We start from the raw sequence: 12,079 nt of genomic DNA, 5'->3' as shown, positions 1-12,079 counted from the left end.
TCAGTCGTCGAAGTGGGTCTTCGAGCCCGCCGTGGATGTCGTGGTCCCCAACTCCCGCAAGAGCGCGTGATCACAGGCGGCTATTCGCCCGTCACGCAGCACGTTCAACTGCAGACCGGAGTCGTAAGCATATGCAGAGGTGACCTCCAACTCCGCTGCCGGCCGTGCATAGTTGAGCGCGAACGGTTGCATCGTCTCTCCCTCACAGGTGCTGCTCCGATCGAGCTTGGTCACCCAGGGGCGTCCTTCGGCCCGCCGACGCCCTTCGGTTTCCACTTACTTAAACGAATCGAACGAGTGATTGGTTTCCTTACTTTCTGTAATCAACGGCGTCCGGCGGTCCCGCATCGGGAGAACGGCGCAGGGTACGCAGTGCCAGCAAGAGCACGCCGATGTCGTCCAGATACACCGGATCGGGCATCAGATCGGTGGGCAGCACGAAGTACAGAACCGCGCCCCAGAACACCCAGCGCGGCCCCGTCGGCAGCCCGGCACGCCGCATCACACGCCGGGTCCGCACGAGCCGCGCCAGTACCCAGACGGCGACGGCGAGCACGACGGCCGCGAGGGCCACGACGACGACGATCACCGCGGTGGTCGACTCCATGGACCCTCCTCTGCCGGCGGCGCGCACCATGTGCACCTGCCGGTCGGATTCCCCCTTGCGGCCTGTGCATTGCATGGCAGCGCTCACTCGGCCGCACCCCGTCACCCGTCAGGACGGAAGACGCACCGATCGGCCCGGTCACCTGCTCGCGCGGGCGCACGATCTGTCCACCCGCGCGCCGAAGCGAGCCCGCGGGACGCAGTACGCCCCACCCGCTGATCCGGCGCAGCCGTCCTACGCCCCGCGGCGGCCCGGGATCTGCGGCTGCTCCTCGACGGCCTTGCCCTCCTGCGCGTCCCCCGACTCGGCCGCCGGCCGGCGTGTCCGGGTGGAGACCTTGAGGCGCTCGAAGGTCCGGGTCAGCTGCTGGAGCGGGGACGCCGCCGGGGACGCGGGGGTCTCGGGGCGGCTCTCGGGCGCGGCGTCGGCGGACTCCCGGTAGGCGGCCAGCGCGGCGTGCGCCTGCTCGGCGGCCTCCCGGTACAGATCGCGGGACTTCGTCATCGCCTCCAGCGCCTCGGCGTACATCGCCACGAGCTTGCGCTCGCGATCGAGCTCCTCCTCGAGCGTCAGCAGCCGCCAGTCCTCCCGCAGGGCGGTGAGCGCCTCCTCGGCGCCGTCCGGCAGTGGGCGCGACAGGGCGGCGAACCGCGTCACGGCGTGAATGAGCTCGGCCGGTTCGGTGCCGTCGAGGAAGACGCTGCGTACGGCGAAGTCGTCCGCGTCGTAGTCGGACGGCGCCGGACTGCCGGGCAGTACCACGGCGCCCCCGCGCGGCACCTGCACGCCGAGGTCCCGCAGGGCCCAGTTCACGACGCGCAGTTGGCTGGGGGCGGCACGGTGCTCGACCAGCCGGTGCCGCAGGCCCGGCGGCAGCATCCCGGCCAGCGGCGTGCGGCCGCGCTGGTCCGTGGTCATGGCCTCGTGGACGACCACATGGATGCTCCAGCCGTCACGGGCGGAGTCCCGCAGGAGCTGCCGTACGGCCTTGTCGTCCGAAGGCAGGGGGTTGATGTCCGTCAGGCGCAGGTCCGAGACCGGCGTGTGGTCCCAGGTCGCGTCGGGCTCCTGCGGCCAGAACAGGGCGGCCGGCGACGGCCACCGGGGGTCCCACGGCGCCTCCGCCTCCGCTGCCAGTATCCAGTCCTGGCCGCTGCCGGAGTCGTGCTCGACGGTCAGCCGGGCGCGCACGGTCACCGACCCCGCGACCCGCCATCTGGCCTCGAAGATCCACTCCTGGGCGCCCTCGGTCTCGGGCAGTTCCAGGAAGTCGTCGATGGTCCGGCTGTCCTTGAGCCGGCGCAGGCTGAGCCGGAGTACCTCTTCCGCGGCGGGCCCGAGATGTCGGCCACGGGCCAACCACACCGAGGGGGGAGTCGTGGGGCGGGGGCTGGAGGAGCTGGGCATGGGGTCCATCTGTGGGCGGGAGCGCGTGCTCGTATCAGTATCGTCGCCGCAGATGACTGCCCGCCGGGCGGGGTCCGCACACGGGGTGTGCGCCATCCGCACCGGCCGGCGTCCCTCACTCGTGGCCCGCACCGCGTCCGGTCATGACAATGACTCGGTGAGCAGGACCCGCCCACCATCCGCATTGGGGCGGGTCCTGCTCATGGCCCGGTGTCCGCTCAGTTGTGGTACGTGATGTAGCCGTTGCCGTCCCGGTCGTTCCCGCTCTTGGTGTAGGAGTGCGAGTCCGCCCCGGCGCCCGAGGGCTTGTACAGGTAGATCGAGTCCTTGTCGTTGTTCCACAGGAAGTTGCAGTTGTCGCGGTAGACGACGTTCTTCGCGTCGGAGTCGCTGCCGTTGCCGCCCCGGAGCTTCACGTAGTCGCCGGGCTGGAGGTAGTGGTTGGCGGTGAAGGCGAACCGGTTGCCGGCCTTGTCCTTCACGACGTAGCCCTTGAGGTTGACCGTGGTACCGGACGAGTAGTTCTTGATCGTCAGGTACTCCTCGTCGGTGTTGCCGGTCCGGCAGTTGTTCGAGTCGCTGCCGGGTGCGTCGTACTGGATGCCGCGGATCTTCAGCGCGGACGAGTACTCGGTGGCCTGGGCCGGCGCGGCGGACAGCACGGCGAGCGTGCCGGCGGCGACGGCGGTTGTGGCGACAATGCGTATGCGCATGGAGAAAGACCCCCCTGTGTGGAACTTGTGTGAAGATCAGGAGTGTAGGCAACTCCCGCGCGCGGTGTGGAGGCTTCACCGAAATGTGAGACGCGGGCGCTTCAGTGGGGGTATGCGCGCGGTGGCCGTTGATGGGCGAGCTCGTCGCGGAATTCCGCGACGACCGAGCTGATCTGGCGCATCAGCGCGGTGTTCTCGATCCGGTCGAGATACAGGTTGCGGCCGGCCAGGGCGGGGGCGTCGACGCAGAAGTACTGGGTCATGAGCGGATTGATGAAGAGTTCGCTGTTCCTGGTGCGCTCGGTGAACCGGACGTCGCCGAAGTCGCCGCGCACGGCGGCCGCGACGGAACCTTGGACGATGCTCGGATGGTCCGGCGTGGCCCGCTGGGCATGCTCCACCGCGTCGAGGTACGAGCGCCCCTCCTCGCTGTGGCGCGGCAGCGAGAACGTCCCCAGGTAGCCGCCCTCGCGGTCCAGCGCGGCGAGGTTCTCCAGCACCAGGCAGTGGTTGACCCCGTGATAGGAGTCCACACCGAACCCGAGGCAGGCGACGAGCCGCACCGGAACCTCGTCCAGCCCGGACACCGCGGCCAGGCTGGCCATGTCCTCCTCCGGCGTGCCCAGCCCGTGCTCGTCGCCGCGCATCAGAATGTCGGTCCCGCCGTCCACCAGCACGATGGCGTCCACGCCGCCCAGGTGCTCCAGGAGCGTGCGATAGGCGGCCCTGAGCGGCTGGACCCCTGTGAGGGGGAAGGAGTACACCGTGTCGGGCAGGTGATGCTCGGCGAGCCACCGTGCGAGCGTCCGCTCCGGGAAGTAGTCGCCCCGCGCTGCCGTGTCGGGGCGTATCGCCGCGACGTCGTGGTCGACCCACGCGTCGAGTGCGAGCCCGAACAGGTCCGAGAAGGACAGGTTGGCCAGGTGGACTTCCTTGCCGGCCGCGCGGAGCGCGAGGGCCAGGGGCAGTCCGGCGTACACGTCGAAACCGCCGCCCGCACCGGCGACGAGCACGCGCCGCGCGTCGCGCAGCCGGGTGAAGAAAGGCGGCTCAAGGAGGGAGAACACCGGGGGACGCTAACAGGTACCGGTCACCCGAAGCGCGCTGACAAAGACCGTGAGGGCCGGGGGTTCCAACCCCCGGCCCTCACACCTTCAGCTTCAACTCAGCTTCGGCTACGGCGTCTTACGCGCCGCTCTCCCGCAGCATGTCCTCGCGCTCGACGAGCTTCACGCGCTCACGGCCCTGGGGCTCGCCCAGCGCCTTCTCGGCGGCGTCGAGCTTGTACCAGCCGTCCCAGGTGGTGAAGCGGATCTCGCGCTCGGCGAGGAAGGCATCCACGGCCTCCGGCTCGGGCGAACCCGGCGTCTGCAGACGGCCACCTGCGAAGTCTTTCAGCAGGTTCGACACCGTCTCGTTGGCGTCGCCCTTGGTGTGGCCGATCAGGCCCACCGGGCCGCGCCGGATCCAGCCGGTGACGTACGTCGACTGCAGGTGCTCGCCGGACTCCTGGATGACCCGGCCGCCCTCGTCCGGGACCGTGCCCGAGTCGATGTCCCAGGGCAGCTTGGGGAGTTTGTCGGAGAGGTAGCCGACCGCACGGTAGATCGCGGTGACGTCCCAGTCCTTGAACTCGCCGGTGCCCTTGACGTTGCCGGTGCCGTCGAGGGCGGTGCGCTCGGTGCGCAGCCCGACGACCTTGCCGTCCTCGCCGAGGATCTCGGTGGGCGACTCGAAGAAGTGCAGGAAGAGCTTGTGCGGCCGGTTGCCGACGTCGCGGATCGCCCAGTTCTCCAGGGTCTTGGCGACCATGTCGGCCTGCTTGTTGCCGCGCCGGGTCTCGATCGAGCCCTCGTCGTAGTCGATGTCCTCGGGGTCGACGATGACCTCGATGTTGGGGGAGTGGTCCAGCTCGCGCAGCTCCATGGGGCTGAACTTCGCCTGCGCCGGGCCACGGCGGCCGAACACGTGGACTTCCAGGGCCTTGTTGGCCTTGAGGCCCTCGTGGACGTTCGGCGGGATCTCCGTCGGGAGCAGTTCCTCCGCCGTCTTCGCCAGGATGCGGGCCACGTCGAGGGCGACGTTGCCGACGCCGAGGACGGCGACCTTCTCGGCCTCCAGCGGCCAGGTGCGCGGAACGTCCGGGTGGCCGTCGTACCAGGAGACGAAGTCCGCGGCGCCGTACGACCCGTCGAGGTCGGCACCCGGTATCGGCAGTGCCCGGTCGGCCGTCGCACCCGTCGAGAAGATCACGGCGTCGTAGAACGCGCGCAGGTCGTCCAGGCTGATGTCGGTGGGGTAGTCGACGTTGCCGAAGAGGCGGATCTGCGGCTTGTCGAGGACCTGGTGGAGGGCCGTGATGATGCCCTTGATGCGGGGGTGGTCGGGGGCGACGCCGTACCGGATCAGTCCGAACGGCGCCGGCATGCGCTCGAAGAGGTCGATGGACACGCCGGGTTCGGCGGCCACGTCGGACTTGAGCAGGGCGTCGGCGGCGTAGATCCCGGCGGGGCCGGCTCCGACGATGGCTACCCGCAGGGGGCGGGGCATGATCAGGGTCCCTTCGAGCGATGACAAGCGATCTCGTCGGGAAGCCTAAACTAAGGCAAGCCTAAGTCGGTACGCGGGTCCGACCTATGAGCTCATAAATCAATTCTATGGGCTGAAAAGCGTGCGGACGACGCGGGGTGCCGCACCGCACGGCGGCGGTACGGCACCCCCTGGACGGGTCAGCCGATGTGGTAGCTGTCCCCGTACACCTTCCAGTCGAGCGGCGGGTTCAGATCGAGGTTGCCCGCGCGCAGGAAGACCCGCTGGGCGGTGTCGACCCGGCTGGTGTCGCTGTGGGCCTCCTCCTGCTTCATGGCCCACACCCGCGCGTCCAGGAACGCGTGCAGGTAGGTGACCTCGTCACCGCCCTGCGCCGGCGGCCGGGCCTGGTTCAGCGCGCGCCCCCGGATGTTGCGGAAGCTGGTCGGGTCGGTGCCGTCGCCGTGCATGACGATCGCGTCGTAGTACGCGAACTGGCCGAGGACGCGCAGCCCGTCCGTCTTGCCCTGCCGCACGGCCGGACCGAAGTACACGCGGTCGCGCTCGTCGTCCTGCGCCCGCTGGAACTCCTGGTCCTGTGCGGCCCGGGCCCAGTCGCGCGGGAAGTTCGGGTCGAGTCCGTCGTGGGAGTCGGTGCCGTCGACCCGTCGCAGTGCCGGCAGGTACGGGGCGAGGACGTTGCCGGGGCGGCGGTCGGTGTAGAGCTCGACGAGGTCGAGCATGTCGCCCGTGCCGGAGCAGAAGCCGATGATCCCCGCGGTGTAGCCGCGGCCGTCGCCGATGTCCTCGATGTACTTGTACTGCGCCTTCCAGTCGAGCGAGGAGTTCTCCGCGCTCGACACCAGCTTCATGGCGATCTCCTTCTTCGCCGGGTCGTCGAGTCCCACCGCGGCCGCGGATGCGTGGGGGGAGCTGAGGAGTGGGACTGACGCGAGGGATGCGCCGATCAGGGCGAGCAGGGTTCGGCGCGACGTGCGTGCTGGGTGCTTCACGGCTGCTCCAAGTGGAGGTGGGGGGTGGGGTGTTGGTCGTTGGAGATACTGATAGGAAGGTTTCCTATCAGAAGGCGCGCGTGAGGGGCACCGGTTGCGTCGAAGGTTCGTACCTATGTACAAACAGCCGCCGGCTACGGCAGCGGCTGCTCCGCCCAGATCACCTTGCCCGCGGGCAGGTACCGCGTGCCCCAGCGGTCGGCCAGCTGCGCGACGAGGAACAGACCGCGCCCGCCCTCGTCCGTCATGGTCGCGTAGCGCAGATGCGGCGAGGTGCTGCTGCTGTCGAAGACCTCGCAGATCAGGCTGCGGTCGTGCAGCATCCGCACCCGGATCGGCTCACCGCCGTACCGGATCGCGTTGGTGACCAGCTCGCTCAGGATCAGCTCCGTGGTGAACGACAGCTCCTCCAGGCCCCACGCCTGAAGCGTCCGCGTCACGTCGGAGCGCACCTGGCCCACGGCCGCCGGATCGGACGGCACCTCCCATTCGGCGACCAGGTCGGCCCCGAGCGCCCGGGTGCCCGCCACGATCAGCGCGATGTCGTCACCGGCCCGGGCCGGCCGCCGGGCCTCCAGCACCGCCTGACAGGTCTCCTCCGGCGACGGGCCGGCCTGGGACAGCGCGTCGCGCAGCAGTTCGAGGCCCTCGTCGATGTCCCGTTCGCGGTCCTCCACCAGACCGTCCGTGTAGAGCACGAGCCGGCTGTCCTGCGCCAGCTCCAGCTCTGCCGTCTCGAACGGCAGCCCGCCCAGGCCCAGCGGGGGACCGGCGGGCACGTCGGGGAAGCCGACGGTGCCGTCCGGCTGGATCAGGGCCGGCGGCGGATGGCCGGCGCGGGCCATCGTGCACCGCTGGGTCACCGGGTCGTAGACCGCGTACAGACAGGTCGCTCCGGTCACCGGGGCGGTGTCGCCCTCCTGTGCCTCGTCCTGGTCGATGCGGGCGACCAACTCGTCGAGAAGCGCGAGCAGTTCGTCCGGCGGCAGGTCCAGGGCGGAGAAGTTGTGCACGGCCGTACGCAGCCGGCCCATGGTCGCCGCCGCGTGCAGCCCGTGGCCGACGACGTCCCCCACCACCAGCGCGACCCGGGCGCCGGACAGCGGCAGCACGTCGAACCAGTCGCCGCCCACCCCGGCCTGTGCGGGCAGATACCGGTAGGCGATGTCCAGGGCGTTCTGCTCGGGCAGCCGGCGCGGCAGCAGGCTGCGCTGAAGCGTCACCGCCATGCTGTGCTCGCGGGTGTACCGGCGGGCGTTGTCGATCGACACCGCGGCCCGGGCGACCAGCTCCTCGGCCAGCGCCACCTCGTCCGCGTCGAACGGCTCGGCCTTCTGCGACCGCCAGAAGCTGACCACGCCCAGCACCAGGGACCCCGCCCGGAGCGGTACCGCGATCAGGGAGTGGATGCCGAACTCCACGACCTGCGCCGAGCGCTCCAGATCCTGGGCACGCCAGCCCGGCGCCTCGACCAGCCGCGGCTCGATGACGGCCTGTCCGTCCTTCAGCGCGCGGGCCTGCGGCGAGGAGTCGACGAACCTCAGCTGCTCGCCCACCGGGTACAGCGGCGCGTCCTTGCGTATGCCGCTGCACGCCGTGCGGCGCAGCCGCGTCGCCGCCTCCGGCTGCCCGCCGCCCAGCACGGCCTCGTACAGGTCGACGGTGGCGAAGTCCGCGAACCGGGGCACCGCCAGCTCCGCCAGTTCCTCGGCGGTGCGGGTGACGTCCAGGCTGGTGCCGATGCCCACACCGGCGTCGTACAGCATGTTCAGGCGCTCGCGGGCCTCCTCGGCCCGGCCGGACAGGGCCCGCAGCTCGGTCGAGTCGCGCAGGGTGGCGACGCTGCCGGACGGGCGGCCCCGCAGGGTGGTGGGGCGCTGGTTGACGGCCAGCAGCCGGTCCTTGACCAGGTGCACCTCGTCCGTGGCCATCCGGCCGGAATCCAGCAGCTCGGCGGTGTCGGGGGCGAGGCCGAGGTGGAGCACCCGGTGTCCCTCGGCGTCGGCGGGCAGGTCGAGCAGACGGTGCGCCTCGTCGTTGGCGAGCAGCAGCCGGCCCTCGGTGCCCACGATGATCACGCCCTCCCGCACGGCGTGCAGGACGGCGTCGTGGTGCTCGTACATCCGGGTCATCTCGTGCGGCCCGAGGCCGTGTGTCTGCCGCAGCAGCCGACGGCTGACCAGCGCCGTGCCCGCCGTCGACAGGGCGAGCGCCACCGCCGCGGCGGTCAGCACCAGCGGCAGCTGCCGGTCCGCGGTCCCGCCCACGGTCGCCTTGGTGACCCCGGCCGAGACCAGCCCGACGACCTGCCCGTCGGGTGCCTTGATGGGTACCACGGCCTGCACGAGCGGTCCGATGGTGCCCGTGATCTCCTCGGTCACCACCCGGCCGGCCTGCGCGGGTGCGATGTTCCCGACGAACTGCTTGCCGATCCGGTCCGGCTTGGGGTGGGTGTAGCGGATGCCGTCGATGTTCATGACGACGATGAAGTCCACGTCCGTGGCCTTGCGCGCCGCCTCCGCACGGGGCTGCAGCACGGCGGACGGATCCGGGCTGCTCAGCGCCTCCCGCGTGCCGGGCGCGTTGGCGAACGACTCGGCGACGGCCACCGAGCGGTTGCGGGCCTCCTGCGTGGTGTCGTACCGCACCTGCAGTACCAGCGCCACCACCGCGGCGACGACCAGCAGCAGCACGATCACCACCTGCAGCAGGAACACCTGCCCGGCGACACTGCGCCCGCCCACCGCCGACCGCAACGAGGAGAACCACCCCGTGCGCCGCCCCTGAGCCGGCTCGTCGCTCGGAACCCCCGGTTCGGGCACTCCAAGGAAGCGGTCGGACGCACCGCGTGTGCGCAGACCGCTGGGACGAGGGGCCGACCGGGCCCCGGATCGACCCAATAGTCGGACCATGTGCCCATGTCTACACTGCCGCGCCCCGGGAGGCGAGAGACGTCACGGACCGTGACAGGACTTGCCGGCTCTCACACACCACGGCCACGGGCGTGATGCCCGGATTGGGACAACTCCCGTCCCCGCAACAGGGATACGACGCCGAGGCTGCCCACGGCGCCCTCGGCGCGGGCCTCAGCTCGGGCGCAGGGGCGTGGTGCGCCGAGTGGCGAGCAGCAGCGCGATGTCGTCGGGGCGGTCCGCCATGTGCCGGGCCGTCGCGGTGAGCCGGTCGGCCACTCCCGCCAGCGAGCGCCCGCCCGGCCGGGCGCCGGGGGCACCCGCCTTGGCCAGCGCCACCCGCAGACCGCTGATGCCGTCGTCGATGTCGATCCCGGGCCGCTCGACCAGCCCGTCCGTGTACAGCGCCAGGACGGCACCCGGCTCCATCCGCAGCTCCGTCACCGGATACGTGGCCTGCGGGTCCACGCCGAGCACGACCCCGCCGGGCAGGTCGAGGACATGGGTTCGGCCGTCCGGGCGGCGCAGCAGCGGCGGCGGGTGCCCGGCCACGGCAGCCTGGGCGACGCCGGTCCTGGGATCGAGCCGGATGTAGCAGCAGCTCGCGAACAGGCCGGCGTCGAGGTCGATGAGCAGGTGATTCGTGCCGCTCATGACCTCGTCGGGCGGCCGGTCGCCGAGCGCGAAGGCCCGCACGGCGCTGCGCAGCTGGCCCATGGTGGCCGCCGCCTGCACGCCGTGTCCCTGCACATCACCGATGACCAGCGCCAGGCCGTCCCCGGCGGCGACGACGTCGTACCAGTCACCGCCCACCTCCATGCCCTGGGTGCCGGGCAGATAGCGTCCGGCGGTCTCCATCAGCGGGTGCTGCGACAGCCGACGGGGAAGCAGCGCCTGCTGCAGCCCACGGGCGAGGGCGGCCTCGCTCTCGTAGCGCTGCGCCTTCTCCATGGCGTGGGCGATCAGTCCGGCCATGGCGGTGAGCACCGTGCGTTCCTCGGTGCTGAAGCTGCGCGGCCGGTCGAAGCCCAGGATGCAGGAGCCGACGGGTCGCCCGGAGGCGATCAGCGGCAGGAAGGCACGGGCCCCTTCCGTCGCGTCCAGCGCGATGCCCGGATAGGCGTCGGAGAGCTCCTGCATCGAGTCGAAGAACAGGGGGCGGCCACTGGTCAGCGTCTCGACCCCGGGCAGCCGGTCGTCCAGTCCGACACCGTCGAACGGTGCGAGGAATCCCTTGGGGAAGCCCGTCTCCCAGGCCAGGTACAGATGCCGCTCCTGCAGCAGGTAGATGGCGAGCCGTCGGCCGCCGAACGCGGGCAGCAGCTCCCGCATCACCACCGCCGACACCTGCCGCGCGGTGACCGCTTCGGTCAGCGCGATGGCGAGCACGATGGGGCGGTACAGCGGGGCGAGCGAGGGCGCGCCGGTCGTCGCCGGGGTGCCGTGCGCCTCCGGGGCACCGGAGGGGCTGTCCGCGACCCGGTGCCCCAGACGGACCGTGCAGGTCAGAATGTCCGGGCCGGGATAGACGGACAGGGCGAGCCAGTCGCCGGCCAACGGCTGGGGGGCGCGCTCACGGCCGTGGACGGACGGTCTTCGTACGTGGAAGTGGACCGGATCCGGGGACAGCAGCGCGCCGCGCAGATGGTCCTCGAGGGTGGGCTGGTTGAGCCATGGCACGCCCTCCCACAGAGCCCGGCCCAGCAGCTCGGTGCGCGGCCGGCGCAGCAGCCGCGCCGCGGGCGGGTTCGCGTAGACGACCGTCCCGAGCCGGTCCAGACACAGCACTCCGTCCGGCAGCAGATCGGCCGCCGCGTCCGCCACCGTGCCCGGCCCCGGGTCGACGACCACGCCCCGCACGTTGGTCGCACGCGGGCGGGCGGAGTCGTCGTACGGCCCCCAGACCTCGACCAGGCGAAGGGCGCCGTCCGCGGTGCGCACGTACAGCGGCAGCGCCGGCGGCCGGCCACCGGCTGCCTCGCGCAGCGCCGCCAGGATCCGCACCGCGTCGGCCGGAGCGACCGCGTCCGCGAACGCCTCCGCGGTGCTGTGGGCCTCCGCCGCAGCCATGCCGAGTACGGCGTTCAGCCGCTCGTCCGCCGCCAGGACACCCGTCACCGGATCCCAGGTGAACCGCCCGAGGTGGCCGGACGGAGGTCGGCTGGCCGGCGGCCGGACACACAGGGGCCCGCTCTCCCAGGACACCGCTGACGCGTCCTGGTCCTCCAGCTTCTCCAGCGCCGTCCCCAGCTCCTCGGCCAACTGCGCGACGCGCTCGCGCAGGGGGAGCAGCTCGGTGCCGTCCGACGCCGACGGCAGCAGCACGGTCAGCACACCGAAGACGGTCGACGCACCCGCCACGGGAACGTGCACGGACCCGAACGGGAACGGCAGACCGGCCGCGAACTGGGGATAGCGGCGCATCGTCTCCGTCGCATTGGGCAGCGCCACCTCGACCCCGAGCCGATAGGCGTCCGCGACGGGGAACGGCCGGTCCACATGCACCCGCCACCACGGCCGGAACAACGGCCCGGGCAGCCCTTCCAGCACCGCCAGGCGCAGCAGTCCGGGCGTGCTGGAGCGCAGATAGACCCCACCGGCATGGCCACCGGCCGCGCTGATCGCCTCCGCCGAGGCATCGATCAGCAGCGCCGCCAGCCTGCCCGGCGCCCGCTCTGCGCCCTCGGCGCTCCCAGTCATCGGCCCTACCTCGTCCGTACGCCGTCACGCGCGCGACACAGCAAGAATGCGCCACGAGGCCCCCCGCCCGCACCTGGGCGGCACGAACCGACTCACCCGGTCGCGGCACCGGGCTCGTCACCGCACCCCCGCGAGTACCCAGGATGACGCGGACCCACGCCGGCACCCGAAATGGCGGGCCCCCGCAACCGGGCAGTG

9 protein-coding genes are annotated in these 12,079 nt (G+C 71.5%); all 9 read right to left on the bottom strand.

What is annotated here, in order from left to right; genetic code table 11:
• Positions 1–192, bottom strand: coding sequence for a putative ATP-grasp-modified RiPP (tgmA, locus tag OG331_RS07775; RefSeq protein WP_406193252.1), 192 nt, complete (start codon positions 190–192; stop codon positions 1–3).
• Positions 193–310: 118 nt separating this feature from the next.
• Positions 311–607 carry a YkvA family protein gene (locus OG331_RS07770; RefSeq protein ID WP_362386442.1) on the bottom strand — a complete coding sequence of 99 codons (297 nt, stop codon included), beginning with the start codon at positions 605–607 and terminating at the stop codon, positions 311–313.
• Positions 608–841: 234 nt separating this feature from the next.
• Positions 842–2,014, bottom strand: a complete 1,173-nt coding sequence (locus tag OG331_RS07765; RefSeq protein ID WP_406193249.1) for a hypothetical protein — start codon at positions 2,012–2,014, stop codon at positions 842–844.
• A 218-nt stretch (positions 2,015–2,232) separates the two neighbouring features.
• On the bottom strand, positions 2,233–2,727 hold the full coding sequence (locus OG331_RS07760) for a lamin tail domain-containing protein (RefSeq protein ID WP_406193246.1): 495 nt from the start codon (positions 2,725–2,727) through the stop codon (positions 2,233–2,235).
• Between the two features lie 101 nt (positions 2,728–2,828).
• Complete coding sequence (locus tag OG331_RS07755; RefSeq protein ID WP_406193243.1) at positions 2,829–3,794, bottom strand: DUF1152 domain-containing protein; 966 nt, start codon at positions 3,792–3,794, stop codon at positions 2,829–2,831.
• Positions 3,795–3,912: 118 nt separating this feature from the next.
• Positions 3,913–5,277, bottom strand: a complete 1,365-nt coding sequence (locus OG331_RS07750) for an FAD-dependent oxidoreductase (RefSeq protein WP_406193240.1) — start codon at positions 5,275–5,277, stop codon at positions 3,913–3,915.
• 179 nt (positions 5,278–5,456) lie between these two features.
• Complete coding sequence (locus OG331_RS07745; protein WP_406193237.1) at positions 5,457–6,269, bottom strand: chitosanase; 813 nt, start codon at positions 6,267–6,269, stop codon at positions 5,457–5,459.
• A 134-nt stretch (positions 6,270–6,403) separates the two neighbouring features.
• Positions 6,404–9,181 carry a SpoIIE family protein phosphatase gene (locus tag OG331_RS07740; RefSeq protein ID WP_406193234.1) on the bottom strand — a complete coding sequence of 926 codons (2,778 nt, stop codon included), beginning with the start codon at positions 9,179–9,181 and terminating at the stop codon, positions 6,404–6,406.
• Positions 9,182–9,355: 174 nt separating this feature from the next.
• A complete protein-coding gene (locus OG331_RS07735) occupies positions 9,356–11,881 on the bottom strand; it encodes a SpoIIE family protein phosphatase (protein ID WP_406193231.1) in 2,526 nt (841 codons plus the stop codon).
• Positions 11,882–12,079 lie beyond the last annotated feature (198 nt).

The organism is Streptomyces sp. NBC_01017 (assembly GCF_045162795.1).
In the GTDB taxonomy this organism is placed as follows: Bacteria; Actinomycetota; Actinomycetes; order Streptomycetales; family Streptomycetaceae; genus Streptomyces; species Streptomyces machairae.
Note: the sequence above shows the minus strand (reverse complement) of the source record. Positions and strands in the feature narration are given on the sequence as shown.